At 64.5% G+C, this 23,582-nt stretch carries 25 protein-coding genes and 1 pseudogene; 10 read left to right on the top strand and 16 right to left on the bottom strand.

The window, feature by feature from the left end; genetic code table 11:
- Positions 1 to 87 precede the first annotated feature (87 nt).
- The 8 genes from BMZ21_RS28140 to BMZ21_RS28105 all read right to left on the bottom strand — a co-directional run bounded on the left by BMZ21_RS28140 (position 88) and on the right by BMZ21_RS28105 (position 7,931).
- The gene (locus tag BMZ21_RS28140) at positions 88 to 726 is read right to left on the bottom strand and encodes an Isoquinoline 1-oxidoreductase subunit (protein ID WP_244544062.1); all 639 of its coding nucleotides are present in this window, start codon (positions 724 to 726) and stop codon (positions 88 to 90) included.
- Positions 727 to 755: 29 nt separating this feature from the next.
- Positions 756 to 2,918, bottom strand: coding sequence for a xanthine dehydrogenase family protein molybdopterin-binding subunit (locus BMZ21_RS28135; RefSeq protein ID WP_091842716.1), 2,163 nt, complete (start codon positions 2,916 to 2,918; stop codon positions 756 to 758).
- A 1-nt stretch (position 2,919) separates the two neighbouring features.
- Positions 2,920 to 3,393: a (2Fe-2S)-binding protein gene (locus BMZ21_RS28130; protein ID WP_091842714.1), complete on the bottom strand. Its 474-nt coding sequence runs from the start codon at positions 3,391 to 3,393 to the stop codon at positions 2,920 to 2,922.
- A gap of 116 nt (positions 3,394 to 3,509) precedes the next feature.
- Positions 3,510 to 3,926: a hypothetical protein gene (locus BMZ21_RS28125; protein ID WP_091842712.1), complete on the bottom strand. Its 417-nt coding sequence runs from the start codon at positions 3,924 to 3,926 to the stop codon at positions 3,510 to 3,512.
- A gap of 104 nt (positions 3,927 to 4,030) precedes the next feature.
- A complete protein-coding gene (locus BMZ21_RS28120) occupies positions 4,031 to 4,867 on the bottom strand; it encodes an oxidoreductase (protein WP_091842709.1) in 837 nt (278 codons plus the stop codon).
- Between the two features lie 272 nt (positions 4,868 to 5,139).
- Complete coding sequence (locus BMZ21_RS28115) at positions 5,140 to 5,553, bottom strand: cyclophilin-like fold protein (RefSeq protein ID WP_244544061.1); 414 nt, start codon at positions 5,551 to 5,553, stop codon at positions 5,140 to 5,142.
- A gap of 78 nt (positions 5,554 to 5,631) precedes the next feature.
- Positions 5,632 to 6,723 carry an alpha/beta hydrolase gene (locus BMZ21_RS28110; protein WP_091842707.1) on the bottom strand — a complete coding sequence of 364 codons (1,092 nt, stop codon included), beginning with the start codon at positions 6,721 to 6,723 and terminating at the stop codon, positions 5,632 to 5,634.
- Positions 6,724 to 6,746: 23 nt separating this feature from the next.
- Positions 6,747 to 7,931 carry an MFS transporter gene (locus tag BMZ21_RS28105; RefSeq protein WP_244544060.1) on the bottom strand — a complete coding sequence of 395 codons (1,185 nt, stop codon included), beginning with the start codon at positions 7,929 to 7,931 and terminating at the stop codon, positions 6,747 to 6,749.
- Between the two features lie 122 nt (positions 7,932 to 8,053).
- Between BMZ21_RS28105 and BMZ21_RS28100 the strand changes: the two genes are divergently transcribed.
- The 5 genes from BMZ21_RS28100 (at position 8,054) to BMZ21_RS28080 (ending at position 11,879) form a co-directional block, all read left to right on the top strand.
- Positions 8,054 to 8,959, top strand: coding sequence for a LysR family transcriptional regulator (locus BMZ21_RS28100; RefSeq protein ID WP_091842703.1), 906 nt, complete (start codon positions 8,054 to 8,056; stop codon positions 8,957 to 8,959).
- Positions 8,960 to 9,105: 146 nt separating this feature from the next.
- Complete coding sequence (locus tag BMZ21_RS28095) at positions 9,106 to 9,762, top strand: hypothetical protein (protein WP_244544059.1); 657 nt, start codon at positions 9,106 to 9,108, stop codon at positions 9,760 to 9,762.
- 16 nt (positions 9,763 to 9,778) lie between these two features.
- The gene (locus BMZ21_RS28090; protein ID WP_091842700.1) at positions 9,779 to 10,273 is read left to right on the top strand and encodes a hypothetical protein; all 495 of its coding nucleotides are present in this window, start codon (positions 9,779 to 9,781) and stop codon (positions 10,271 to 10,273) included.
- A gap of 210 nt (positions 10,274 to 10,483) precedes the next feature.
- Entirely contained in the window at positions 10,484 to 10,948 is a 465-nt protein-coding gene (locus tag BMZ21_RS28085) for a (R)-mandelonitrile lyase (protein WP_208862393.1), read from the top strand.
- Between the two features lie 166 nt (positions 10,949 to 11,114).
- Entirely contained in the window at positions 11,115 to 11,879 is a 765-nt protein-coding gene (locus tag BMZ21_RS28080; RefSeq protein ID WP_342029057.1) for a carboxymuconolactone decarboxylase family protein, read from the top strand.
- A 460-nt stretch (positions 11,880 to 12,339) separates the two neighbouring features.
- Here the strand turns inward: BMZ21_RS28080 and BMZ21_RS28075 are convergent, their stop codons facing one another.
- The 8 genes and pseudogenes from BMZ21_RS28075 to BMZ21_RS28040 form a co-directional block, all read right to left on the bottom strand.
- Positions 12,340 to 13,413: an ABC transporter ATP-binding protein gene (locus BMZ21_RS28075; protein ID WP_244544063.1), complete on the bottom strand. Its 1,074-nt coding sequence runs from the start codon at positions 13,411 to 13,413 to the stop codon at positions 12,340 to 12,342.
- Between the two features lie 26 nt (positions 13,414 to 13,439).
- A complete protein-coding gene (locus BMZ21_RS28070; protein WP_091842690.1) occupies positions 13,440 to 14,519 on the bottom strand; it encodes an extracellular solute-binding protein in 1,080 nt (359 codons plus the stop codon).
- Between the two features lie 41 nt (positions 14,520 to 14,560).
- Complete coding sequence (locus BMZ21_RS28065; RefSeq protein ID WP_091842687.1) at positions 14,561 to 15,367, bottom strand: ABC transporter permease; 807 nt, start codon at positions 15,365 to 15,367, stop codon at positions 14,561 to 14,563.
- A complete protein-coding gene (locus BMZ21_RS28060) occupies positions 15,364 to 16,305 on the bottom strand; it encodes an ABC transporter permease (RefSeq protein WP_091842685.1) in 942 nt (313 codons plus the stop codon). The genes BMZ21_RS28065 and BMZ21_RS28060 overlap by 4 nt, the downstream gene beginning before the upstream one ends.
- Positions 16,302 to 17,339 carry a DUF6282 family protein gene (locus BMZ21_RS28055; protein ID WP_091842682.1) on the bottom strand — a complete coding sequence of 346 codons (1,038 nt, stop codon included), beginning with the start codon at positions 17,337 to 17,339 and terminating at the stop codon, positions 16,302 to 16,304. Before BMZ21_RS28055 ends, BMZ21_RS28060 begins: the two co-directional genes overlap by 4 nt.
- Before the next feature lie 162 nt (positions 17,340 to 17,501).
- Positions 17,502 to 18,344 carry a MurR/RpiR family transcriptional regulator gene (locus BMZ21_RS28050; protein WP_091842679.1) on the bottom strand — a complete coding sequence of 281 codons (843 nt, stop codon included), beginning with the start codon at positions 18,342 to 18,344 and terminating at the stop codon, positions 17,502 to 17,504.
- A 239-nt stretch (positions 18,345 to 18,583) separates the two neighbouring features.
- Positions 18,584 to 19,263 (bottom strand): annotated as a pseudogene (locus BMZ21_RS28045) (nucleotidyl transferase AbiEii/AbiGii toxin family protein).
- A gap of 108 nt (positions 19,264 to 19,371) precedes the next feature.
- Positions 19,372 to 20,217 carry a type IV toxin-antitoxin system AbiEi family antitoxin domain-containing protein gene (locus BMZ21_RS28040; RefSeq protein WP_091842676.1) on the bottom strand — a complete coding sequence of 282 codons (846 nt, stop codon included), beginning with the start codon at positions 20,215 to 20,217 and terminating at the stop codon, positions 19,372 to 19,374.
- Positions 20,218 to 20,459: 242 nt separating this feature from the next.
- On the opposite strand from BMZ21_RS28040, the gene BMZ21_RS28035 reads away from it, so the two are divergent.
- The 5 genes from BMZ21_RS28035 to BMZ21_RS28015 all read left to right on the top strand — a co-directional run bounded on the left by BMZ21_RS28035 (position 20,460) and on the right by BMZ21_RS28015 (position 23,550).
- Positions 20,460 to 20,738 carry a hypothetical protein gene (locus BMZ21_RS28035; RefSeq protein WP_091842674.1) on the top strand — a complete coding sequence of 93 codons (279 nt, stop codon included), beginning with the start codon at positions 20,460 to 20,462 and terminating at the stop codon, positions 20,736 to 20,738.
- Between the two features lie 289 nt (positions 20,739 to 21,027).
- Positions 21,028 to 21,213: a hypothetical protein gene (locus tag BMZ21_RS28030; protein WP_091842672.1), complete on the top strand. Its 186-nt coding sequence runs from the start codon at positions 21,028 to 21,030 to the stop codon at positions 21,211 to 21,213.
- A 219-nt stretch (positions 21,214 to 21,432) separates the two neighbouring features.
- Positions 21,433 to 22,392, top strand: coding sequence for a DUF3991 and toprim domain-containing protein (locus BMZ21_RS28025; protein WP_091842669.1), 960 nt, complete (start codon positions 21,433 to 21,435; stop codon positions 22,390 to 22,392).
- A 139-nt stretch (positions 22,393 to 22,531) separates the two neighbouring features.
- Positions 22,532 to 23,140: a DUF1419 domain-containing protein gene (locus BMZ21_RS28020; RefSeq protein ID WP_091842667.1), complete on the top strand. Its 609-nt coding sequence runs from the start codon at positions 22,532 to 22,534 to the stop codon at positions 23,138 to 23,140.
- A gap of 11 nt (positions 23,141 to 23,151) precedes the next feature.
- On the top strand, positions 23,152 to 23,550 hold the full coding sequence (locus BMZ21_RS28015) for a DUF3085 domain-containing protein (protein WP_091842664.1): 399 nt from the start codon (positions 23,152 to 23,154) through the stop codon (positions 23,548 to 23,550).
- The last annotated feature ends 32 nt before the right edge of the window (positions 23,551 to 23,582 follow it).

Here is a 23,582-nt window from a genome sequence, read left to right as displayed (position 1 = left end):
GTTTGAACGCTTTTTCCCGCCGCCTCGGGTGGGAAGCCGCGGGAGTAGGCGGGCGGACCGGGTCGATCAATGGCGGCGCGGGCAACCTCAGCCGGACGGGCAGTTCGCACCGGTGGCGATCCAGGCGTCGATCAGCTTGCCAAATTGCACCTGCGTACCCGGTGCCGGCTCGCGCCCGTCGCCTGGATGCCAGGCCCAGCCGACGAGGTGATCCTCGGCCAGATGGGATTTGATCTGAGCAAGAGAGCGGCCACCGTTTCGGGCGGGGTCCTTGATCTGCGCGCAGATCTGACCGAGCGTCCGGCCTTGCCAGGCCATCGACGCCGGCGCGAGCCCCCAATGCGGCGCTCCTGGCACGGTCTTGATCCCGGCGCCGAGCGTGGCCGTGTTCTCCTGGCGATGACAGGTGGCACACGGCAGTCCCGGCGCCCCCGTGCCCAAATCGCCCGCAAACATCGGCGGAACGTGGGGATGCATCGTCTCGGCCTGCGTGGGTCGGCGGGTCGCTGGGTGGCAGTTCATGCAGCGTGGATGCTGAAGCACCTTCCCCGCCTCCGTGAACAAGGCAACCGAGCGCTGGTTCGCGTCCGCGATTGACGCAAACATGGCAGCGTCCTGGAGTGCCTTCGGACTTGGCTGGGCGCTGGCGTTGTCGGACTGCAGCAGTTCGATGCCGAACAACGCTGCCGCTGCCGCCACAAGACCGATCAACGAAGTGCGGGCCAAATTAGAGCGGAGCCTTACTGTTCGGGCGGTCATGACGTCTGAACCATGGCGGGATCTAGCGGGAGAGCGAGGAGACGTTTGCCGGTGATGCTGCGGATCGCATTGAGCACGGCCGGAGCAACGACCGCCGTACCGGGCTCGCCGACGCCTCCGGGTTCCTCCAGGCTATCCATGACCACAACCTCGATGGCCGGCGCCTCGTTCATGCGCACCACCGGATAGTCGTGGAAATTGGACTGCTCGACCTGGCCGTTTCGTACCGTGATCTTGCCGTAGAGCGCGGCACTCAGGCCGAAGATGATGCCGCCCTCGATCTGCTGTCTGACAATGCCAGGATTGACCGCGCGGCCGCAGTCGACCACGCAGGTCATGCGCGGTACGCGGATGCGCCCCTGCTCATTCATGTCGACCTGCGCAACGAGCGCGATGTGGCTTCCGAACGCCGAGAGGATAGCGACGCCGCGAGCGCTGTTGCGCGGCAGGGCGCCATCCCGGCCGCTTTCCTTGGCCGCCCGATCGAGAACGGCCAGCATGCGCGAACCCGGCTCAAGCAAGGCCCGTCGGTAATCCACCGGGTCGCGGCCGGCACGATGGGCCAGCTCGTCGATGACCGATTCAACGATGAAGCCGTTGCGGGTGTCGCCCACACCGCGCCAGTTCCCGACCATAAGGCCGCTCGGCGGGTCGTTGCGAACGAAATCCACGGACAGGTTCGGCAGGGCGTAGGGACCGTACGCGCCGCCCGTGACGTCGAGATCGATGCCGTTCCGAAAATAGCCCGGCAGGAACCATGCCATCACCGCCGGCCCCACGATGCGGTGGTCCCAGCTCACCGGCATGCCGCGCTCGTCCAACCCGACTTTGATCCGGCTGTGGTTGTGGAAGCGGTAGGAGCCCTGCCGCATGTCTTCCTCTCGGCTCCAGGTCACCTTGACCGGCGCGTCGACCTGACGTGCGATGAGCGCGGCTTGCGTGATCCATTCCGACTGGAGCCGGCGCCCGAAGCCACCACCGATGAGGTGGTTGTTGACCTGCACAGCCTCCGCCGGAAGACCCAAGGCCTGGGCAACCTCGTTGCGGGCTCGGCCCGGTGCCTGGCTGCCGACCCAGATCTCGCATGAACCAGGCCGGACATGCGCCGTGCAGCACAGCGGCTCGAGGGCGGCATGGGCAAGCATCGGCAGGCGGAAGTCCGCCTCGTAAGTTGTCTTGGCTGCGCTCATCGCGCGCGCCGGCTCGCCCTTTGTCTCTGCGATCAGCCCCTGTGTCCCTAGTGCCGCGTCACACGTCGCGACCAGTCCGGCGGTGTCGAGCGACGCGTTGGCGCCGTCCGACCATTCCGGCTTCAGAGCCGCGAGTCCCTTCCGTGCGGCCCCGGTGTGGTCGGCTACGACCGCGATCGCATTGGGCAATTCCACTACTTGGCGAACGCCGCAGATGGCCAGCGCCGGTGCTTGATCGACGCGCCGCAGCGTTCCACCGAGCACCGGGCAGGCCATGACGCTCGCATAGCGCATTCCCGGCAGCCGGACGTCGATGCCGAAAATCGCCGATCCGTTGACCTTCGCCGGAGAGTCGATGCGCTGCAGGGTCTTGCCGATCAGGCGAAGCGTTCCGGTCTTGAGCGGCGGATCCTGAGGCACCGGCACTGTGCTTGCCACTTGGACGAGGGTTCCATAGGCGACGCGGCGGCCGCTGGCGGGATGCAGGACATGACCCGCCTCGGCATGGCAGGACGAAATCGGCACGGACCAGCCGCGCGCGGCAGCTTCCACCAGCATCATTCTTGCCGCCGCCCCCGCCTGCCGCATCGGCTTCCAGGCGCCGCGCAGGCTGAGCGACCCACCCGTGATCTGTTCACCCAGCAAAGGGCTGGCATAGAGCACGTTGTCGCCGATGGCGTGTTCGGTTTTCACGGCCGATGGCTCGATCTCCAGCTCCTCGGCCACCAGCATGGCGACCGACATCAGCGAGCCTTGCCCCATCTCGGCATAGGGGACGACGAGGGTGACGGTGCCATCGCGATCGATGCGGACGACGCTGTTGGGCCGAAACGACGACGCCTCCGCGGATTGCGCCATGGCGGTATTGCCTGAGAGGCGAAAGCTCAGCGCGAGTTCGCCCGCAACGCCGGCGGCGATGGCAAGGACGGCTCGGCGTGTCGGTGCAAATGCAGGATTGGGCGCGTTCATGTTAGGGAGCCCTGGCCGGTAGCGGAAGGTCGGCGGCGGCCTGCTTGATGGCGGTGCGTATCCGGCCGTAGGTCCCGCAACGGCAGATGTTGCCCGACATGGCTGCGTCTATATCGGCGTCGTCAGGATTGGGCTTGGCTTCAAGCAGCGCCGCGGCCTGCATGAGCTGACCTGACTGGCAGTAGCCGCACTGGACCACATCGACAGCCAGCCATGCCTTCTGCAGGGCCTGGCCAGTCACGCTGCCGTCGAGGGCCTCGATCGTCAGGATCGGCTGCTCGCCGATATCGCCGACCGGCGTGACGCAGGCGCGCCTGGGTTGACCGCCCACATGCACGGTACACGCGCCGCACATCGCCACACCGCAGCCGAACTTCGTGCCGGTCAATCCGAAAACGTCTCGCAGCACCCATAGCAGCGGCGTGTCAGGGTCGACATCCGCCTCACGCTTGCTGCCGTTCACCTGGATCAACATCGGCCGTCATTCCTTTAGTGCGCGAAGGCGCCGATTGTCAGCATGCAGGCTGCCGTCGCGGTCGTCAGGTTAGGAGTTGCTAGATTACGTTAGCCGGGTCGCCAGAACGCCCGCGCTCAGTGGCGGGTAGCGCCGGCCGGCTCGCCGGAGCTGTTGAGGTTGTCCCGAAACCGGCGAAGGATCGTATCTCCCAGCCAGTGCCCGACGGCCTCCCGGTCCAACCCATTCGGGACGACGGCCTTATCGAGGGCGATCAAGACCTCGATCCCGATATCCCAGAAGGCCGGCATAGCCCCTGCGGGCGCAGCCTGCGGAATATGGCCCGTGAGATAGGCCTGCAGCGCCCGCTCGTCGTCTCCCAGGACGATGTCGCGGGGCTTGCCGTCGCTGATCACGATCAGGGCCGGACCATGCACCGTCGGTGCAATCGCGTAGAGAGGCCTTCTGAAAAAACCATGAGCAGCAGCCGTGAAGAGGCCAGACAAGCGTTCGAGGCTTGTGAACCGGTGCAAGTCTGCGAGGGTCGAGCACATGTCGGATCTCCTGTGCGGCGACGGATGCGCCGCCGGCCCCGTCGATGAAGGAGTGAAAGAGGGTGCCTCGGAGAGACTACGTCCTCCGAGGTGGACAGTGAGGCTCAGGCTCCGACTGCGAAGTCGGTACTGACGGAGACCTCGCGCCATTGTGCGAGCTCGCCGGCCACGAAGGCGTTCTTCGCCTCGATTGCCGCGACCGTGTCGCTGCCATACGGCATGCGAAGGGGCGGATTGGTCGATCCGGCGAGCGTCACGATCGCCTTGGCGAGCTTGGCAGGATCGCCTGGCTGGCGATGACTCAGACCGGCGGCGTGCTCCCTGACCAGTCCGGCAGTGCCGTCATAGTCCGCGATCCGGGATGTGCTGACGCTCAGCGAGCGCGCGTCGAGAAAGTCGGTCCGGAAATAGCCGGGCTCGATGATCGTGACCTTGATGCCCATAGGCTCCAACTCGGCTGCGAGCGCCTCGGAAAGTCCTTCGACGGCGAACTTCGTCGAGCAATACACGCCGAAACCAGCCCCGCTACGATAGCCGCCGATGGAGGAGATGTTGAGGATCCGGCCACTTCGGGCGGCGCGCATATGCGGCAGCACGGCGCGGGTGACGTTCAGCAGGCCGAAGACGTTCGTCCGATAGAGCGCCTCGATCTCGGCGCTTGTCGCTTCCTCGACTGCTCCCAGAAGGCCGAACCCGGCATTGTTGAGGAGGACATCGATCCTGCCGAACCGCTTGATAGCCAGATCGACGGCCACCAAAGCCTGGCTCTCGTCGGTCACGTCGAGCGCCACCGCCAGAAGATTGGGATGCTCGCCGAGCGCAGCCGTGACCGATTGCGGCTCGCGGGCGGTGGCGACGACCGCGTCGCCCTCTTCCAACGCCAGCTTGGCGACGAGGGCCCCGAAGCCCCGGGATGCGCCGGTGATGAACCAAGTTTTCATGGTCGTCGTCCTTCCGTTCCGGCCAAGTGCCGATGAACGAAAATTAGCGGACCGATTTTCGATCGATAATCAGCTTAATCGTCATCGCAATAATGAAAATAGCTCAGCAATTTAGCACGCACGAAATTTTTGCTCGCTCCTCTAGCGCTTACTGTCACCCGGCGCTGGAACGTCCGCTTAATGGCGAAGCACCAATGTCAGGAATTGGCGCTGACCGACTAGACGACGCCACCTGGGATCCGACTATTTGGCATGCCCGCAGGCTGCTTTCGTCAATCCTCGCGCTCAATCCGCACGGCAACCGACCCTGCGCGATCGAAGATTGACGCACCCCCCTTCACCTCACCGAGGATGATGATGCCGGGTTCAGGGACCTGACCATCGCGATAGTAGACGACGAAGTGGTCGGGGCCCCATAGCCCGATCGTACCGTTCTTGAAAGCCCGCTTGCGTGCGGCCGGTGGCAAGCCTGCAGGCAGGCTTCCCGTCTTCTCTTGTCGCAGATGATCCGTCATGGGGATGGTCAGCGGCAGCATGTCGAGCAACGCCTTGGTGGCGGCGTTATCGACGACTTCCGCTGTAACCGAGCCCCATTCCGACGAGATCTTGATGCGTTCCTGAGCCATGGCTGCTCCGATCGTTCCTAGGAATATCGCGCCGGCGATCCGAATGGTCTGCAGCGGCATTATCCGGTCCTCCTGATTGATTGTGGCACGAAAGCCCCGCCGCTGGATCGGCGGGGCCTGGTTCCGCGCGCTTCGAGATCAGGCGACGAGATGGCGGTCGAAGAAGCTCGCCAGCTTGTCGAACGGTATCACATCGGTCTTGTCGTAGAGATCGACATGGCTGGCGCCGGGGATGATCATCAATTCCTTCGGTTCGGCCGCCGCCGCATAGGCGGTCTCGGCGAAGTAGCGCGAATGCGCCTTCTCGCCGTGGACGAACAGGACCGGCCGAGGCGCGATCTCCTTGATGTAGGTGAGGATCGGCATGTTCATGAAGGAGAGCGGCGTGGTCTGGGTCCATGAGTTGCCGGAGTTCACCGCTCGCGGGTGATAGCCGCGCTTCGTGCGGTAATAGTCGTGGTAATCGACCATGAACTGCGCCTCGCCGCCCTTGAGATCGTTATAGGGCGGCTGGTAGGCCGGCGTGCCCTTGGCCGCGTCCTCCCAGCGCTGTCGGCTGAGCTGTTCCAGCGTCTTCGTCCGTTGTTCGAGGGGCACGCTGTCGTTGTAGCCCTTCGCCATGACGCGGGTCATGTCGTACATCGTGCTCGCGACCACGGCCTTGACCCGTTTGTCGACCGCGACGGCATTCAGCGCCATTCCACCCCAGCCGCAAATGCCGATCACGCCGATGCGCTCGCGGTCGACCATGGGCTGCAGGCCGAGGAAGTCCACGGCGGCGCTGAAGTCCTCGGTGTTGATGTCAGGCGATGCGATGTTGCGGGGCTCGCCCGAGCTCTCGCCGGTGAACGACCCGTCGAAGGCCAGGGTCGCGAAGCCGCGCTCGGCCATGGTCTGGGCATAGAGACCCGACGACTGCTCCTTCACTGCGCCGAACGGACCGCCGACCGCGATCGCCGCAAGCCGGCCATCGCCGCGCGTCTTCGGCAGGTACAGGTCGCCCGAGAGCATGAGACCGTAGCGGTTCTTGAAGGTCACCTTCCGATGGTCGACCTTCTCGCTGCGCGGGAAGACCTTGTCCCAGCCGGCGGCAGGGGTCTGTGTCTGCGCCTCGGCATTCCTGCCGAGCGAGGTCGCTGCGGCGATGGCCACGCCGCCGGCCGTCAGCTTCATGAGGCCGCGACGGTCAAGGCGAGCGGCTCGGTCGGTGTCGGTGTGTTCGAAAGTCATGGCGTGATCCTTTGAGAGTGGGGTCAGTTCGGCTTGAGGAGAGAGCGGCCGCCGCCGATCAGCATCGCGGCCAAGGCAGCGAGGGCGACGCTTCCAGCGAAGGTCGCGGTGATCGAGAAACCATCGAGTAGGAGGCCGCCCAGGACTGCGCCCAGCAGGATCGACGCCTGGATCGCAGCCACCATCAGGCTGCCGGCGGCCTCGGGTGCATCGTCCACGGTCCGCGACATCCAGGTCATCCAGATCACCGACATCGCGGTGTTCATCACGCCCCAGATCGCTAGGAAAAGCCCCGCTGCCACGACCGACCCGCCAATCAGCAGGAGGCCAAGCGTGCAGCCGCCCATGACGATGGCAGGAAGCTTCAGGAGAGGCGCGACGTTGTCGGTGACGAAACGCCCCGCCGCCCAGGTGCCGAGGAAGCCGGCACAGCCCAGCAGGAGCAGCAGCGTCGAGAGCACGGCGACGTCGGCCCCGGTGACCTGCTCCAAGAAGGGGCGCAGGTAGGTGAACATTGTGAAGGCCGAGCCCCACGACAGCATGGCGGCAAGAAGGCCGCGCCGGAAATACGGGCGGGCGAGCAAGCCGATCATACCGCGGACATCCTGCTCGCCACGTGCCGGCAGCGACGGCAGCGAGATCAGGTGCCAGGCGAGATTGACGGCGACGATCGGGACCAGCGCCCAGAAGACTGCGCGCCAACCCATCAGATCGCCGAGATAGCTACCGATCGGTGCGGCGAAGGCGGCGGCTATCGCCTGGCCGCCGTACATCAGGGCCAGTGCACGCGGGACGTCGGCCGCAGGAACTAGCCGCATGATGACGGCCGTTGCCAGCGCCCAGAAGCCACCGATGCAGACACCGAGCAGCGCGCGACCCAGCATAAGCACGGCGAAGTTGGGTGCCGACGCGACCAGGACCAGCGACGCCAGCATGAGCGCGGTCAAGCCCACAAGTACCCATTTCCGATTGAGTCGGCCGGCGGCGGTCGTAACGAGCACGCTCGCAGCGATGGCGAAGAGCCCGCTTACGGAGATGGCCTGCCCGGTCTGGCCCTCGGTTGCGTTCAAGCCGGCTGCCATCGGCGTTAGCAAGCTAACCGGCATGAACTCCGAGGCGATGAGCATCGAGACGCAGAGCGCCATCGACAGGACGGCGCCCCACGCGGCGGCAGGCCTTCTATCGTTCGCGGTCGTCACAGCTGCCATTTCGAGCGCTTCCGTTGTCATAAGGCGGATCTAGCGCTTCCGGCATCCTTCGATTAGAGGCCTAGGATGGATTGAAATGATCGACTGAAACGAATAATCGTCTTTCGAGCGAGGGACTGCGGATGTCGATCGGCGACCTGAACAGGCTGCGATGGTTCCAGCTCGTGGCAGAAGAGTGCAGCTTCACGCGCGCCGCTGCCCGACTCGGCGTGGCCCAATCGACGCTCAGCCATTCGATCAAGCAGCTCGAATCGCAGATGGGCATCAGGCTGCTGACGCGGACGACGCGTAACGTCGCCCCCACTGCGGCGGGCGTGCGGCTGCTGCAGACCCTTTCGCCGCGCCTGACCGAAATCGACGAGGAGATCGCCGCGCTGTCCGCGTTCCGTGACAAGCCGTCAGGCTCAATCAGGCTGACGCTATCCGACCACGCGCTCGACCGTGTAGTCTGGCCGAAGCTGAAGGCCGTGCTGCGAGATTATCCCGACATCAATGTCGAACTGATCCTCGACAGTACGTTCCGCAACATCGTCGAGGAAGGCTTCGACGCAGGCGTTCGTCTGGGCGAGAGCGTCGAGAAGGACATGATCGCGGTCCGTATCGGACCTGATTGGCGCCTGATCGCGGTCGCCGCTCCCGCCTATCTCGCTGTCCGCGGCACGCCGATGCATCCGAAAGAACTGGTCGGGCACGCCTGCATCAACATGCGCCATGAGAGCGCCGGCGGCCTCTATGCCTGGGAGTTCGAGAAGGACGGACAGGAGCTGCGGGTCCGCGTTGCCGGTCAGCTCGCGTTCAATAATTCCTACGCGATGATCGATGCAGCCGTGAGCGGCTATGGCATCGCCTACGTCCCGCACGACATTGTTGAGCGGGAAATGGCGTCCGGCGCCCTGGTTCAGATGCTAGACGACTGGTCGCCCTTCTTCGACGGCTACTTCCTCTATTACCCCAGCCGCCGGCAGAACCTCCCCGCCTTCAAGGTGATCGTCGACGCACTGAGGCTCCGCGACGGGCAGAAGTCCTGAGCGCTCGCGCGAGAACCACGCCGGCCGCAGCGCTTTCGACATCATCGGTCGATGCAGAAAGCCGGAGAGTCGGGTCTTCGCCGCAGCCATCGCGATGGAGGGCGACGTGAACACGGTGCTTCACAATTGATGGGCCGGATCGATTGATGCAATCGATCCACGGCCGATTGTGTTCGAGCTGCGTTCGGATGATCGCTGACGCCAAGGCCGGCGCCTTTGCCGCGTCGACGCATTGCAAAAGGGTCCGGACGATGACCGAAAGCGATCATGACGGCGTGCGTGGTGCCGGGGCAGCCAGGCCGGACCGGCGAAGGCTGATACTCGGCGCGTTCGGGCTGACAGCGGCGCCCTGGGTGTCGATCCTCGACAGCAAGCCGGCCGCTGCCCATCATGGCTGGCCGGGCTTCGACACCAGCAGACTGATTTACCTCGCTGGTGCTGTGTCGTCCGAAGGGACTTGGGGCAACCCGCACTCGCTTTTCGACGTGGCCCTGGCGGCACCGCTTCCGTCCAGCACGCCAAAATTGACCGTGCCACCGCAACTCCATGATGCCGACGATATCCGTCGCGTCACGAATGCCCTCTCGTATAGCGGGCCTCACAAGCAGCTGCAGATCGTCATCGCGCCTCCAGCGTGGTCGGGTCGATGGGGACTTGGCCGGGCCCTGAAGATCGGTGAACAATTCCAGGCGGTAGGCTACATCAACCGCACCGACGACAGGCTCTTTCGCCCGGTGGTTTTCTGGTACGGGGACGATGCTGTGCCTGTGAACCAGCTCCTCGGGAATTCATTGCCGGCGTGAACCCCGAAAGTCGGTCATGCCGGAACTGCTGGTTTATCTCTTGGCCGGACTGCAAGGCTCGTTCCTCGGCCAAGCGGTCCGGAATGCCGAGTTTCTCTATCCGTTTCTCGAGGCGACGCACATCCTCGGTATCGCGCTCCTGGTCGGACCGGCTTTCGCGTTCGACCTTCGTTTACTGGGAGCCGGACGCCGCCTGATATCAGTGGTCACAGCCGCCCGCACTCTGCTGCCGCTGTCCCACATCGGTATGGCGATCGCGGTCGTTACAGGCATCGCTTTGCTGAGCGCGCAGGCGACCGTCGTCGCTAACTCGGGAGCCGCGCCCTGGAAATTCGGGCTTCTGCTGTTCTCATGCCTCAACGTGCCGATATTCCACTACGGCGTGTATCGTCGGGTCGACGAGTGGAACGATGCAGCGTCGACCCCGCTGGCCGCCCGCATCGCCGCCGTCATCTCGCTGATCTCGTGGACCGGCGTCGTCTTCGCCGGCCGCCTGCTCGCCTACACCTGATGCCTTCCCTTCGACGGAGCGTCTGGGAGCTGGCCAACAGGATTGCGGCTTCCACACGCATTGATGCGTCATATCGATAAGTGCTTGCGATCGGCCGCCGCTAATGTCTTGCGGGCATCGTTCCCATTCTCACCCGTACTGACCCACACCGGTCTTGCCACGAAGCGGCGGGCGGTGGGCGCGGTCGCAAACTTTCGAGTGAGGATAGTCATGAGCACCAAAATGTCTGCGCCGGCCGGCGCTCTCGTGGCGGCCTTGGCCGGCCCGGTCGCCGCCGACGAGAGCCGCATCTTTCCGAACGGCTCGCGGCCTTCGATGAAGGGCCCGGAGGCGACCTTCACCGGCCCAGTCCGCGTCGACATGCAGTTCGCTGATAAGGCCAGCCGCGTTACCGTTGGCCATGTCACCTTCGAGCCCGGATCTCGCTCGGCCTGGCATACGCATCCGGCCGGCCAGGTTCTGATCGTCACCTCCGGCCTGGGTTGGACGCAGCACTTGGGCGGCGAGAAGCGCGAGATCAGGCCGGGCGACGTCGTCTGGTGTCCGCCCGGCGTCAAGCATTGGCACGGTGCCACAGCGACCACCGCGATGAGCCATACGGCCATCACGGAAGTTGCCGAGGGCAAAAACGTGGAGTGGCTCGAGAAGGTTACCGACGAGCAGTACGGCAAGTGAGCCACGCTTTGGCGATCACGCGTGGTGCCGATGATGATCATTCCCTCGGCCGTGCCGTGGCTTCGCAGCGACGCGTCGAGTTTAGCGCCGGGCACGCGCTCGCGACCGACGTCGGATGCTCCGCGCGTTGATCCCCAGTCCTCGATCATTCGATCAAAGGAGACCAATCATGAAGTTCATCGCTGCGACGCTCCTGGCGCTCGGAATGTCGACTCCCGCACTCGCACAAGGGCAGGCCTCCGCCCCGACGCTCGCCGATCTCGAATCGGTATCGCCGGCGCTGTCGCGCTACACGCAGCAGGGCCTGCTCGGCTCGGTCTGGAAGCGCTCAGGTCTGACCCCGCGCGAGCGCAGCATCGTCACGCTGTCGATCATGATCGGCCGTGGCCAGACGTCGGAACTGCCATTCCATCTCGACCTGGCGCTGGAGAATGGGGTGAAGCCCGCCGAGATCTCGGAGATAGTCACTCATCTGGCGTTCTATTCCGGCTGGGCGAACGCGACTACAGCCGTCCCCTTCGTCAAGCAGGCCTTCGCCGGCCGCAAGATCGGCACCGATCAACTGCCGTCGGCGACGCCCAAGCAGCTGCCTTTGAACGAGACCGCAGAGGCCGCGCGGGTCAAATTCGTCGATGAGAATTTTGGCACGATTTCACCGGGACTGGTGAAGGACACGACCGACTTCCTGTTTCGCGATCTCTGGCTGAGGCCCGATCTTGCGCCACGCGATCGGAGCCTGGTCACGATCAGCTCGCTTCTCGCCAACGGGCAGTCGGCCCAACTCGGCGCGCATATGAACATCGGAACGAATAATGGCCTGACCCGAGAGGAAATCGGCGAGATCATCTCACACAGCGGCTTCTATGCTGGCTGGCCTCATGCATTCGGGGCGATGAGCGTGGCGAAGAGCGTCTTCGAAGCGCGGAAGTAGGATTGCGGGCACGTGACTGGCTGAAGACGCCCGCGCTGAAGCCGGTTGATCCAGATCGAACGAAGGAGAAGCACAATGAACTCTTATCGTTATGAGCCGCGCTTGAGGAAGCGGGGCATATTGGCCGGCTTTGTGGTCATATGGCTCGTAGGAAGCTTGATCACCTGCGTCTCGTCGATCGCCCGCGATCAGCAGTCCGGCTGGGCGCGCGGGTTAGGTCAACGAGATTTGCCGGCCAAAAGCGCTGGCGCCCCGCGCGAGCGAACTGGAGGTGGTCAGACCGAAGGGCTTTGACTGGCCGGTAGCCGAACAGTCAACGTCAGCTTGTGGGTGACCTGTCAACGTCAGGTTATGGCGCATCTAGACTAAAAGCGGCAGGCGCCCGGCACGAGCGCTTTGACGGCCATCCGTGGGCATCGCGCGATTTTCGTGACGCACGTCGAACGCTCTTTGGCGCCACTCAGTTCACGACGTGAACGCGTTCGCTGGCCCAAGATGCGAGCATCAGCTTGCCCAAAGATATACCCTGCTCTTCGCCGCTCGGACGACAGGCGGTAAGCTTCTCGCCGTTTGCCAGATCGAGCTGATATTCGGTCATCGAGCCGCGATGTACGATCCGCGAAACCGTTCCAATTGCCGCGTTGTAGCCGGGTGCGTCGCCATCTGCTGCTGCCGAAATCCGAACGGCTTCGGGCCTTAGGCAAAGCGTCGCCTGACTTGTCCCAGCCTTGCCTACCGCGCTCAGCAGGATGCCGCCTGGCGTTCTGGCCACCGTACCTTGCGATCCCGGCTCGGTGACGCAGCCTTCGAAGAGATTCGACGAGCCGATGAATTGTGCGACGAAGCGCGTTGCGGGACGATCGTAGATCTCGCCGGGCGTCGCGTATTGCTCGATGTGGCCGTTGTTCATCACCGCGATCCGATCAGACATGGTCAGGGCTTCCTCCTGATCATGCGTCACCATCACGGTGGTGATGCCGATGCGCTGCTGGAGGTCCTTGATCTGGATCTGCATCTCTTCGCGCAGCTTGCGGTCGAGCGCTGCGAAGGGCTCATCCAGCAGCAGGATTTGCGGTTCGATCGCCAGCGCGCGGGCGAGCGCGACACGCTGCTGCTGGCCGCCGGAGAGTTCGTGCGGATAGCGCCCGGCGAAGCGTGTCAACTGGACCATGTCCAGCGCCTCGTCTACGAGAGCGCGATTGCGGCGCCGGTCCTTGCTGCGCATTTCGAGGCCGAAGGACACGTTACCGGCGACGGTCATGTGCGGAAACAGCGCATAGTTCTGGAACAGCACGCCGACATTGCGGTGATGCACGGGGACGGCGGTCACATCCCTCTCGCCGAAGTGGATCGTGCCTTCGCTCGGCGTGATCAACCCCGCGATCATGCGCAGTGTGGTCGTCTTGCCGCAGCCGGAGGGGCCGAGCAGCGAGATCAGCTGCCCGGGCGCGACGGCCAGATCGACGCCGTCGACGACCGTGCTCTCGCCATAGGCCTTGCTTAGGCCGGATAGACCGAGCGCGACGGCAGCCATGCGCTGGCTGCCGGGAACGAGCATCGTCATGCCGAGAAGATGCGGTTGGCGCTTTCGGTCCAAGCGGCGCGCTGCTTGTTGATATGGGTCCAGTCCGGCATGAACAGGCTGAGTTCGTCCATGCGCGTATCTGGATAGGCGACGTATTTCAGGGCCTGTGCCGAAAGCTCGACGCCCGAGACCGGCGGCGAGACCAGCGCGAACTCGGCGAGCTCCTTCTGCACGCGCGCGGACAGCATGTGGTTCATGAAGGCGACGCCAAGATCCTGGTTCGGGCCGCCCTTGACCAGCACCTGGCAGTTGACGCCGGCGAAGCAACCTTCCTTGAGGAAGACCATGTCAATCGGCGCGCCCTTCGCCGTGTAGGGGTAGATGAACTTCGAGTAGTCTATGCCGCCGATCATGGCCTGGCCTTGGGCGATCTCGTTGGCCGCCTCGACGCCGGAGGTGTAGACGTTCTGGATGTTGGGCTTCAGTTCGGCGAGCTTGCCCCAGATCTTGTCGACCTCGTACTGCGCCTGTGCGAAGGGCTTGCCGGTGACGATTGCCGCCGTCGCGATCAGGAAGAACAGTCCCGAGGTGTTCTGCCAGCTGTTGAGCTTGATGCCGTTCTTGTAGCGCGGATCCCAGAGGTCGGCGAAGCTCGCTGGGGCCTTCTCCGTAGTGTTGCGATACATGGTGCCGATCGAAATGCCGAGCCCCGTGCCGTAGCCGTCCTCGTAATTGAAGCGCGGGAAGAGCTTGGCGATGTTCGGCATCTTGTCGACCGGTAGCGGAGCGATCAGGTCCTCGCCCTTGCAGATCGGCACGGCGAGATCGTCGACGAACATCACGGTGTATTTCGGGTTCGACTTGGTCGCCCGCATCTTCGAGATGTTCGGCAGGGTGAAGCCTTCCTCGGCCAGCACCTTGTAGCCGAACTCCTTCTCGAAGGCCGGGATCACCTGCTTGCGGATGAACTCGCCCTGGGCGCCGCCCCAGATGCCGATGACGATCTCCTTGCCCTGCGCCCAAGCGTTGCGGGTGAGCATCGGCGCGGCGAGCGAGCTCGCCACCGCCGATGCGATGAAGCGCCGCCGTGTAGGCGTTGCCAGAATGCCAGTCATGGTCGATCCCCTTTGTGTTTCGCGTTGATGTTCGAGAAGGCCTAGCCGGCGACGATGCGCTGCATCTTCAGGCCGAGCGCGCGCTCGACGACCAGCAGCAGGGCGAGCGAGAAGGCGACCATCAGCGCCGAGATCGCGGCGACGCTCGGGTCGAAGGAGCGCTCGATGAAGACATGGATCTGGAGCGGCAGCGTGAAATGCCGTGCATCGGCCAGCCACATCGCCATGGCGTAATCGTCGAAGGAGGTGATGAAGGCGAAGACGCAGCCCGCCAGGATGCCACCGCGGATCTGCGGCAGCGTGATCCGGCGGAAGGTGGTGAACTGCCCGGCGCCGAGCGTGCGGGCCGCGTCCTCGGTCGAGGGAACGACGAGCAGCAGCGCGCCCGAGACGGTTCGTACCAGATAGGGCAGGCAGATCACCGTATGCCCGGCCAGCAACTGCAGGAACGAATCGTTCGATCCCATCCGCGAGGCGAATTGCAGCAACGCCACGCCGGTCACGAGCACCGGAAACACGATCGGCGAGAGGATCAACGCGAAGACGAGGCCGCGGCCAGGAAAGCGGAAGCGCGTCAGCCCGATGGCGCAGGGAACGCCGAGCAGCACGGTCAGCGTCGTGACCATCAAGGCGAGCTTGAAGCTGAACAGGAATGTCGTCTGGAATTCCGGATCGACCAAGACCTGCCCGTACCATTTCAGCGTGAAGCCGCGCGGCGGGAAGGACACGAACATGCTGTCGGAGACCGAAACCGCGATCGGGATCAGCATCGGCGCCAGGATCGCGGCCGAGAGCAGCGCGCAGCACAGCGCCAGCGCGAAGGGGATACGCTTTGCTTCGGCGTTCATCGCGCGGCTCCCGCGCTAGCCCAGCCTGCGAAGCGCCGCTCGAACAGGCGCAGCAGCACGAGATTGGCCAAGAGCGTGACCACGAGCAGCACGGTGGCAAGCGCGGCGCCGAAGGGCCAGTCGTTCACGGAGAGCACCTGCTGCTGCACCAGCGTGCCGAGCATCGCGGCGAAGTTGCCGCCGAGGATCTGCGGCGTGACATAGGACGCCGCCGTTAGCGAGAAGACGAGCGTGACGCCGACGGCCAGGCCCGGCAGGCTCATCGGGACGGTGACGCGCCAGAACACCGCCCGCCAGTCGGCCCCGAGCGTGCGCGCCGCGTCCTCGACCGCGACGTCGATCTTGCCGATCGCACTGGCGACCGGGAGCACGAGAAACGGCAGGAAGACATGGGCCGAGGCGATGATGACCGCCCATTCGGTATAGAGCAGCGCCGGCGGCGACTGGGCGATTCCCAGATTCTGCAGCAGCCAATTCAGGAAGCCCTGCTTCGCCAGGATCAGCTTCCAGCCGTAAGCGCGCACGACGACGAGCACCAGCAGCGGCGAGATCACGGTGAACATGACGAGCCGCGACCAGAAAGCCGAGCCGCGCGCCATGACATAAGCCAGCGGATAGGCGATGGGCAGGCATATCAGGCTGGTGATCACGGCGATGCGCAGGGTGCGGACCAGCACGACCCAGTAGAGATTGGACCGGAATAGCCGCGCGTAATTTTCAGTGGTGAGACCGGGCACGGCGACGCCCTGGTCCATATGGGCGGTGACGCTGTAGCCAATCATCTGGCCGATCGGCACGACGAAGCAGGCGAGCAGGAAGATGGCCGCGGGCGCGACGAGAATTGCGCCCTTCGAGAGCACGAACGGGCGGCGCGACTCGGTCGTTGCGCCGCGCAGCCGCGCGGAGGAAGCCGCCGCTGGCTGCGCCGTCGCGCTCATTCGGCGAGGCCGAGCAGGCGCGCGGGATTGCGCTTGGTCAGCAACGCGATCTCTTCGATGCTGAAGTTGAGGTCCAGCAGCGTGCTGATCAGGAGGCGCATGCCCTCGACTGGCGTCGGTCCGGAGCCGATGCCGTAGTCGGTGCCGAGCACGATCTGATCGAGGCCGATTTCGCGCAGCTGGCGCGCCCAGGGCACGACGCCGGCGAATTGCGGCGCATTGGCGATACCGGCGATCTCGTCGGCATATTCGCGCTCGACATAGTAATTCGTGCGAGGCAGGCCGCGATGGAACATCCAGTCCGAGCAGCAGCCCTCGAGGAAGACGCCGCGCGCGGCGAGGTTCTTCTGCTGGTCGAGGCTCAGAAGAGCCCGCGCCGGATGGGCCACGACTAGGCGACGAATGCCGAAGTGCTCGGCGAGGTCGGCCAGCCGCATCACCTCGTCCGGCGAGACATGGCCGGTGTTCATGTAGACGTGGGGGTGGTCCGCAATCAGCGCGAGGATCTCCTCGAGCTCGGCCGGAATCGGATCGACCAACGGAATGCGGATGGCGCGCGACAGTTCTTCTTCCGCGAAGCGGGGATAGAGGTCCTTGAACGGCACCGGCCTGCCGTCGACCATCGCGCCTTCGCGGCTCGCCATGTGATGGGTGCAATGTGCGCCGAAATGCACGAACTTGGCCCCTGCCCCGTAATGCAGCGCGGTCTTGACCGCGCGCGGGTTCAACCCGCCCTGCACCGACGTCAGGATGATACCGCCGAAGATGTCGATGTCGGGCACGGCGCGCGCGGCGAGCCAGGCGGTGCCGCAGCTATTGCCGAGCGTGTGGTCGTAGAAGACGACGCCGGCCATCCCTGCAGCCTTGGCCTGCTCCGCGATCTGGAACGGGTCGACGCGCGCCGGGCAGGAGGTCAGCCAGGGGCCGCTATGGATATGCGTGTCGATCGTGCCGACGAGAAGCTCGTCAGGCAGCTCGATGGTACGCCGGATCGGTCGGCCGGAGACGGCCGGAACGGGTTCGTAGCGGTTCATGACAAGAAGTGATCTCTTCTTATTCTGAGAATCACGGAAACATCGTTTCATATCGCACGCAAGCGCAGCCCACGGCGCTGCAAATAATTTGCGCGCCGACCCCATCGAAAGCACAAACAATGATCGGCCCACCGGCCAGAACAGCCTTATTTTTTAGCAGACTTAGGCGTCGTCGAGCGCCTCGTTAATGGCTTCGAAAGCTCTCAGCCGCGCGGCCGCATCCGGCCCTGCCTTCTCGATCACGCCTTCGGCGATGGCATGGCAGGCGGCCAGCACCCCGACATGGCTGAACAGCGGACCGGGCGACGTGGTGGAGCAGCGGACATGCCAGGTCGCGTCCTGATGAAAAGCGACGCCCTCATCGGTGATGTAGAGGATGCGGCAACCGCGCTTGCGGATGGAAGCCAGGATAGCATCCGTCGCGACGACGCGGCGGCGCAGGCCGAAGACGATCGCGACATCGTCCGGCGTGAAGCCCACGACATGCTCGCCCAGCGTCTGGCCGGCAGCCGGGAGAAGTGCGACCTGCTCGACGACCTGCAGGAGCTGCCAGTGCATGTAGGCAGCGAAAGCCTGGCCGGCGCGCAGGCCGATCGTCCAGACGCGCCGCGCCGACAGAAGCGCGCTCGTGACCGAATCCAGCAGCGCCGGGTCGAGCCATTGCAGCGTGCCGTCGAGATTGGCGCGATAGTGGTCGAAGCGATCGTTGAGCGAGGGACCGGCGCCGCTGCGCGTCCGGCTGCCGAGATAGAGACGTGAGCCGCTCTCGCGCTCGAGCCGGACCTGAACCCGCGCCTCTTCATAGGATGCGTAGCCCAATCGCCTGATGAAGCGGGAAACCGTCGGCGTCGAGACATTGGCGAGTTTCGCCAGCTCTACGGTCGAATAGCTGGCGAGGTCGCCCGGGAAATCGCAGAGCATCAGCCCGAGCTTGCGCTCGGCTGGGTGAAGCGTCGGGAGCGCCTCCTGTACCCGGGCAAGAAAGGACGCTTCGCGCGGACTCATGCTGATCCATGGGGGCCTGACTGGGCACGGTCTTACTAGATAGCAGGAGCCCAGCCGATGTCAGCCTGTTGCGGCGGCGGCATTCCAGGTCCGGTTCCTGACAGCAGCCCAATGTCCGGAGCTGGCGCATTTCGCGAACTGCTAGCGAGTTTGGCCCATAGCGAACCTGCAGAACGTCCGCTTTCCGGCCTCCTATTCAGGCGGATTGCTCGCCCGAGGTTCCTCATCAGCGAATTGAATCACCCTCCCGGTCCACAGCCACAAAGGAGTGGATGTTCGCAGGGAGGTAACGCCCATCCTTCGGAGAGTAGCCGAGCCGTGCGAGCAGGTCTTTGGTTAGCCGCGCGCGCGTCCTTCAACTCGCTCAGGCTCACAGGCCTGACAGTCATACCCTCGAACTCCTTGGCAAAGGTGTCGTCGATCTCCGAAATGGACGGCTTGATCAGCTCGTGCGGCGGCCGGCCGGAACTTGCAACATAGATCAGGAAGGTCCGAAACAGAGCGTCGGTCAGCCCCTCGTTCTCATAGCGAAGCTTGACATCGAACAGATCGCGCGGGTGCTGGCGATCGACTGTCGCATGGAGCTTGCCGCCGAACAGATCCTCGAAGGCGACGACCTGCATCTTGGCGAAGCCGAATGTGTCGGCGACGGCGTCGGTGACCGGCCGAAGTTCTATAGGATCCACTGTCCCGCGCGAGACTGGCGAAGTCTCAATCTTGACCTCGGTGCTTCCCTGGCGGACTAGCACGCGTGTGTCGTTGTTGCCGCCGCCGGCGATGCGCTGGACCGTCACGCCTCGGAGGTTTCGCAGAAGGTCCTCGCGGATGCGATCGAGCGCCGCGTCGATACCGGCAAGTGTCGCATCACGATCTCGACCGGGAGATAGGTGAAGTCGATGTCGACCGAGAGGCGAGGCATGTCGCGATAGAACAGACTGATGGCGGTGCCGTCCCTGAGCACAAACACGTCCAGGCGCGCTATAAAGGCAGTGTCGGGACCAGGAGTTCGACCTACCGCATGTATTGCTCACGCGCCATTGGCAGCCTCCTGCGGCAACAGGTCGGCCGGCACGGTGATCCGATAGGTTGGGTGCAGCCGCCCGTTCGCGGCGAGAGCGCGATCGCCTCGCCCCATGTCGATTCGCGACATGTCTATATGCTTGCGCCAGGCGTGAGCGTGTTTGTCGGCATAGACGAAGAACAGGCGTTTGACCTTCACGCTCTGGCATTGGGCGAGCAGCGCCGTTAGCAATTTCGGGCGCATATTGACCAAGCTCTCAAACGTCACGTCGAGGGTGTGAAAGCTCTCTTTGTTTGGCAGTTCATCAAGGGCCTCGAGGATCGCGCGCTCCGCCGACGACATCCGAATCGGCCAACGCCAGGGGCTGAGGGGGAGCTCCGCATCCGGGCCGTCGGACAGGCTGAATTCGCTATCTTCAACACCGGTCAGCTGCTCACCGAACAGCGCGTCGCTTCGCCGGACGAGCCGTGCATCGGTTTGCAGCTCGACCAGCCATGTCGGTATGTCTGAGCCATAGAGATAGATCGCCACGTTGCCGCGCAACTGCAGATAGTGCGAATGACCGTGAAGGCTGAGGGCGCTTGTCCCTCCGACATGGAAGCTATGTCCCATGATCCATTGCGCGGAGAGCAATGGGATTTTCCATCCCGTCGCGGCTTCTCGACTGGCGCCGGTGGAAAAGGGGCGGCGGTAGACGCCTTGTCTCACCCGCTCCAGCCAGCGCTGCTTTACATAGGCTGAAACCGATTGTCGCGAGATGGCGTGGCGCCTCATCCAGGCCATATCCACCAGAAAGCCTGGCGGGATGGCTTGGAGGAGTTGCTTCAGCTTTGATGCACCTTGTCTATTCATATTTGACAATATGATACGCATTCAAAGTGATTGCGAGAGCCGCTTTTGGACTCCAGGCTGATGTCAAATTAAAGTTGACAAATGGATCTATTTTCGAAGCAGGCTGGGATTGCTATCTCAAGGGCCCAGACGGCGTCGCCCTGCGGGCCGGGCTGCCGGCAAAGCTGAAGCCCCTTAGGGTCTTCACCCATGGGGGCTTCCATCCCTGACGCTGGGCCGGCTCCGCCGGAGAGGAAAGCGGGATGATTGGTATGCTCAAATCCTGGCTGGAGCGCCGCCGCGCCATTCGCCGACGTTGGCAGGCCGAAGCGCGTCGCCTCGTGCGAGAGGATGAGCGGTGCGCCTATGATCAGGCGCAGCGCCTGGCGGCTCGGGCGCGAGCCGAAGACAGCGGCAGCAAGTTCGCCCATTGGGCCAAGGCCGCGGCGGAGGTGGCGCGGATCTCGCCGCGGGCGGAGATGGATCTCGCGACCGTGCAGGCGATCGTCGACGCGGAGCTGCGGCGAGGCGGCAGATCGTAGCGGCGTCACGCCGGGCGGCGCGACAGGACCATCAGGGTCGATGCCGCGGCAGCGCCGGGCGAGAATGGTTCGTTCGGGAGAGGCAGGGGACCAACGGAAGCAGCCCAATCCCGCTCTTCTGCGATGTCTCCTGGTCCGGTCCCGGCTCTTCCACGATCAACCCGCTGCGGGGTCGGCTACGCGGAGCGTGCCGCCGCTTTCGTCTTGACTTCGCGGTGATCGCGACCGTGACCGGCCCTTCTGGGGAGCCATCGAGCGGGATTGGCCCGCTCCCGATGGAGCCTCACCCATGTCGAACGACCTTGATCTCGCTCAGAACGCCGCCTTCCAGCTCGCCCGCACGCTGATGGTCCCGGTCTCCCTGTTCGAGGTCGACGGCTCCTATGGTGTCTTGCCGGCCGACGAGCTCGACGGCGACGATGTCACCGTGCTGTTCGAATACGATCCCTTCTCGTGTGGCCGGCCGGTTCATTGAACCGGCCTTTGCCATGCGGGGCGCCGCTTGCGAGCTGGCGCCCGCAAGGGAAGCTGACGCCGCGGGCCGGATCACCCGCAACGACGCTGATGATTTCTCCGGTTACCGGCCCGCGCCCTTGCGGGCTTGGCTCTTCGCAGCCGTTGGGAGCGATCCCGCGAGATGCGGGGATAAGGAAGACGAAGAAAGGGCCGGACGAGAGCGTCCTGGGAGAACGAGATGGTGACGAGCGAGGTCGAATATCTGAAGGAACGCGTATCCTGCGCGGCCGTGCTGGAGAAGGCCGGCTTCGCGATCGACGTGAAGGAGAGCACGCGCCGCGCGGTGAAGCACCGGCGCGGCGATGAGATCGTCATCGTGATCCATGACGGCAAGGGCTGGTTCGACCCGCAGTCGGACGCGAAGGGCGACGTATTCTTGCTGATCCGCCATCTCGACGGCGGCGGCTTCGCTGATGCGCTGGCGTCGGCTGCCGAATTGGTCGGGTTCACGCCGGCAGAACCGGTCTGGACGCGCGCCCCGCGTCAGCAGGCGCCTGTGGCTTCTCTTTCCGAACGCTGGGCCGCCCGCCGCAAGCCGTGGCCGGGTTCCGCGACCTGGCGCTATCTGCGCGACGAACGCTGCCTGCCCGACATCATCATCCGCGCCGCTATCCGGCAAGAACGGCTGCGGGAAGGCCCGTATGGCAGCATGTGGGCCGCTCATGCCGACGACACGGGCGACATCACCGGCTGGGAGGAGCGCGGTCCCGACTGGCGCGGCTTTTCGACGGGAGGTGCGAAGATGCTGTTCCGGCTAGGTGCGCCCGAGTCCTCACGCCTCTGCGTCACCGAGGCGGCGATCGACGCCATGAGCCTAGCCGCCTTCGAGGGGCTGCGCGAGGGCAGCCTCTATCTCAGCACCGGCGGCGGCTGGTCGCCGGCAACGCAAGCGGCGGTGCGGGTGCTCGCCGCGCGTCCCGGAGCGCAACTGGCCGCCGCGACCGATGCCAATGCTCAGGGACAAGCCTTCGCAGCGCGGCTTCGCGATATCGCCGAGGAGACCGGCTGCGACTGGTTCCGGCTGACTCCTCCGGCCGACGACTGGAACGACGCGCTGCGCGCAAAGGGTGCGGAGAAAATGGAGAATGGAAAGGGGAGGCGGGGTCTGCCGCATGCCCGCCGGCCGCGTCAAGGGTGAAGCTTCGCCCGGCTGCGCCGGCCCTTGACCCGTCCGGACGGAGAGGCGGCGGCGGGGAGGGGTCTGAAGGGCTGAAGAGAAGATGGCGACCCGGTGGGTTAGCCGCGCTCCGGCCCGGACGAGGCCAAAGGAGCCCATCATGCGCCTCTCCGCCAATCCCGTCCGCAAGGTCTATCAGGGCGTCGCCGATCGCCGGCAGATGTTCCGCCTGTTCGATCGACATGCCCAGCGCCCCAACCGCTTTGAGGACGGCGACGGCGCGCTCTTCCGCGGTGAATGGTTCGAGATCAGCAAGGCCGAGCATGATTATATGTTCGAGATCCTGCCGCCGCTGTGGATGCGGGCCGGACTGTTCGCCATGCGCGAATACCTTACCGGCTCGATCACCTCGATCTTCTTCGAACTGTCGCTCCACGGGCGCATCCGCCATTTCCACGGCTATTGCGACCTGGGCGACAGGGGCTCGCCCAAGCGCATGCGCGCCGCGATCGTCGAACGGGAATCCCGCGCCGTTCGGGCGATGACACGGGAGGAGCGTCTCGATCATATCTGGAGCGCAACCGAGGACGCCTATCGCGGCTATGCCGACGGGCGCTTCCCCTCGTCCCATCGCGGCAAGCGCATCGTGATGATGTGCGTGTTCTGGCAGGCGCGGGCCTTCGGGCTGCTCGACCAGCTTTCGGATGCGGAAATCTCGGCGAAGCTGCCGGTGCATCTGCGCTACCTGCCCGATGCGGTGGCAGCGTGAGGACGGCGGCGATGTTCACCTTCTCCGTGACGCATGTCCACGCCGTCATCACGCGCGGGCGGATCGACGCCTTCCTCAATGGCGGCTTCTGCAATCCCTATTACGGCATCCGTCCGGGCGAGGGCGAACAGCCCGGCGCCTGGCTGGTCGGTGACGAGGGCGTATCCCTGATGGCCAACGGCAAGCTCGCCGATGGGCAGCGTCCCTTCGTGATTTACGCCGAGGAGTGCGATCTGAAGACCAATCCGGCTCATTGGCACTACAAGCGCCGGCACTTTGGGGCCGATGACGGGATCGAGTTCCTTGATGCCGCGATGCTGGTCCGGCTGATCAAGACCGCTCCAGCGGCCACGCACATTACCATCGCAACGACCGACCACAGCATGTCGATCACGCCGTTCCGCCGCTGACTCTCGCGGTCATCCCTTCCACCACATAGCGC

The sequence above is a fragment of the Allobosea lupini genome, from assembly GCF_900109525.1.
GTDB lineage: Bacteria > Pseudomonadota > Alphaproteobacteria > Rhizobiales > Beijerinckiaceae > Allobosea > Allobosea lupini.
Note: the sequence above shows the minus strand (reverse complement) of the source record. Positions and strands in the feature narration are given on the sequence as shown.

Bases quoted from the DNA above. Each gene is read 5' to 3' on its own strand.
- BMZ21_RS28135 (WP_091842716.1), bottom strand. From the start codon at position 2,918: ATGAACGCGCCCAATCCTGCATTTGCACCGACACGCCGAGCCGTCCTT.
- BMZ21_RS28130 (WP_091842714.1), bottom strand. From the start codon at position 3,393: ATGTTGATCCAGGTGAACGGCAGCAAGCGTGAGGCGGATGTCGACCCT.
- BMZ21_RS28125 (WP_091842712.1), bottom strand. From the start codon at position 3,926: ATGTGCTCGACCCTCGCAGACTTGCACCGGTTCACAAGCCTCGAACGC.
- BMZ21_RS28120 (WP_091842709.1), bottom strand. From the start codon at position 4,867: ATGAAAACTTGGTTCATCACCGGCGCATCCCGGGGCTTCGGGGCCCTC.
- BMZ21_RS28115 (WP_244544061.1), bottom strand. From the start codon at position 5,553: ATGCCGCTGCAGACCATTCGGATCGCCGGCGCGATATTCCTAGGAACG.
- BMZ21_RS28110 (WP_091842707.1), bottom strand. From the start codon at position 6,723: ATGACTTTCGAACACACCGACACCGACCGAGCCGCTCGCCTTGACCGT.
- BMZ21_RS28105 (WP_244544060.1), bottom strand. From the start codon at position 7,931: ATGGCAGCTGTGACGACCGCGAACGATAGAAGGCCTGCCGCCGCGTGG.
- BMZ21_RS28100 (WP_091842703.1), top strand. From the start codon at position 8,054: ATGTCGATCGGCGACCTGAACAGGCTGCGATGGTTCCAGCTCGTGGCA.
- BMZ21_RS28095 (WP_244544059.1), top strand. From the start codon at position 9,106: ATGCAATCGATCCACGGCCGATTGTGTTCGAGCTGCGTTCGGATGATC.
- BMZ21_RS28090 (WP_091842700.1), top strand. From the start codon at position 9,779: ATGCCGGAACTGCTGGTTTATCTCTTGGCCGGACTGCAAGGCTCGTTC.
- BMZ21_RS28085 (WP_208862393.1), top strand. From the start codon at position 10,484: ATGAGCACCAAAATGTCTGCGCCGGCCGGCGCTCTCGTGGCGGCCTTG.
- BMZ21_RS28075 (WP_244544063.1), bottom strand. From the start codon at position 13,413: ATGGCTGCCGTCGCGCTCGGTCTATCCGGCCTAAGCAAGGCCTATGGC.
- BMZ21_RS28070 (WP_091842690.1), bottom strand. From the start codon at position 14,519: ATGACTGGCATTCTGGCAACGCCTACACGGCGGCGCTTCATCGCATCG.
- BMZ21_RS28065 (WP_091842687.1), bottom strand. From the start codon at position 15,367: ATGAACGCCGAAGCAAAGCGTATCCCCTTCGCGCTGGCGCTGTGCTGC.
- BMZ21_RS28060 (WP_091842685.1), bottom strand. From the start codon at position 16,305: ATGAGCGCGACGGCGCAGCCAGCGGCGGCTTCCTCCGCGCGGCTGCGC.
- BMZ21_RS28055 (WP_091842682.1), bottom strand. From the start codon at position 17,339: ATGAACCGCTACGAACCCGTTCCGGCCGTCTCCGGCCGACCGATCCGG.
- BMZ21_RS28050 (WP_091842679.1), bottom strand. From the start codon at position 18,344: ATGAGTCCGCGCGAAGCGTCCTTTCTTGCCCGGGTACAGGAGGCGCTC.
- BMZ21_RS28040 (WP_091842676.1), bottom strand. From the start codon at position 20,217: ATGAATAGACAAGGTGCATCAAAGCTGAAGCAACTCCTCCAAGCCATC.
- BMZ21_RS28035 (WP_091842674.1), top strand. From the start codon at position 20,460: ATGATTGGTATGCTCAAATCCTGGCTGGAGCGCCGCCGCGCCATTCGC.
- BMZ21_RS28030 (WP_091842672.1), top strand. From the start codon at position 21,028: ATGTCGAACGACCTTGATCTCGCTCAGAACGCCGCCTTCCAGCTCGCC.
- BMZ21_RS28025 (WP_091842669.1), top strand. From the start codon at position 21,433: ATGGTGACGAGCGAGGTCGAATATCTGAAGGAACGCGTATCCTGCGCG.
- BMZ21_RS28020 (WP_091842667.1), top strand. From the start codon at position 22,532: ATGCGCCTCTCCGCCAATCCCGTCCGCAAGGTCTATCAGGGCGTCGCC.
- BMZ21_RS28015 (WP_091842664.1), top strand. From the start codon at position 23,152: ATGTTCACCTTCTCCGTGACGCATGTCCACGCCGTCATCACGCGCGGG.